At 65.1% G+C, this 1,205-nt stretch carries 2 protein-coding genes; both read left to right on the forward strand.

The genetic code is table 11. The features are described 5' to 3' along the window. Window positions 1–86: 86 nt before the first annotated feature. A complete protein-coding gene (locus A5733_RS28145; RefSeq protein ID WP_255376527.1) occupies window positions 87–212 on the forward strand; it encodes a hypothetical protein in 126 nt (41 codons plus the stop codon). 65 nt (window positions 213–277) lie between these two features. Then, window positions 278–1,205, forward strand: a 928-nt coding sequence (locus A5733_RS28070) for a peptidoglycan-binding protein (protein ID WP_233152801.1), incomplete at its 3' end; no start/stop codon positions are given.

The following is a 1,205-nucleotide window of genomic DNA, read 5'->3' on the forward strand; positions in this document are numbered from 1 at the left end:
GGCGCTGGAGCCACCACCAGTGTTTCAGCCAGGCCCACATGCGACCTGAATCTACGCCCGCGGGCATCGAAGAGAGGGTGCAAACCATGGAATCACTCGCCATCGGGGCGCTATGTGGCGTCGCCGCGGCTGTCGTGATCGGCGCCGCGTTCTGGTTCGGCATCGGCCCCGTCGAGTACTTGATCGACCGCGACACCCTCCACCACATCTGACCAAAACCCCCTCGGCCCCGGCACTTCGGTGACCGGGGCTTTGTCATGAAAGGACACCCCCACTGATGACCGAAAACGGTTGGCCTGCTTGCGGGCCCGAACTGCTCGACCGCAGCGCAGTGCCCGGCACCAGCATCGTGATCCCGCTGCAACGCGGCATCCCGAGCCGCATCATGAAGGCATTCGCCGCCGACTTCCACGCCTACGTCGAATCGCTGTACAACGCGCGCGGCGGCACCGACGAAGGTGGCTGGACCCCAACCAACTCCGTCGCCACGAGCAACCACCTCGGCGGCACCGCGATGGACCTCAACTGGTCCGACCACCCGATGGGCACGGCATACGTCGGCTACACCGCAGCCGAAACCGCCGTCGTGCGTGAACTTCTCGCGTTCTACGAAGGAATGATCTTCTGGGGCAACGACTGGAACAGCCCCAAAGATTCGATGCACTTCCAGATGGGGTACAACACCTACAACAACCAGGCCAAGTGCAACGACTTCATCAAACGCAAGATCCGCGCCGACGGATTCTCCACATTCCGGCGCGGCGGCACCGGTGGCGGCACCACCCCCGCGCCCACCCCGGCCGAGAACATCTACGCCCAGCTCGGCGACAACAACGACCGCGTGAGCAGCCTGCAGCAGTTCCTCAACGACAACTTCGGCAGCTACTCGAACCTCGACGTGGATGGCGACTTCGGGCCGGCCACCGAGCAGGTTGTGCGCGAATTCCAGTCCCGGGTCAGCGTCGCGGCCGACGGCATCGTCGGACCGGTCACCCTGGCCAAGCTCGTCGAGCACGGCTACGTCCCACTCGGCACGATCTCAACCCCGCACCCGGCGCCCGCCGGGTTCACCTATCCGTCGCACGAGGAAATGGTGAAGCAGTTGTGGGAGCAGGCATTCGGCCCCGAGGCCAAAGGCTGGCCGGAACTGTTCGGGAAGCTCGCCGACGGCAGCCGCGGCAAGTTCACCGTCGAGGGCATCGCCG

Source organism: Mycobacterium sp. NS-7484 (genome assembly GCF_001953975.1).
Lineage (GTDB): Bacteria > Actinomycetota > Actinomycetes > Mycobacteriales > Mycobacteriaceae > Mycobacterium.

Bases quoted from the DNA above. Each gene is read 5' to 3' on its own strand.
- A5733_RS28145 (WP_255376527.1), top strand. From the start codon at position 87: ATGGAATCACTCGCCATCGGGGCGCTATGTGGCGTCGCCGCGGCTGTC.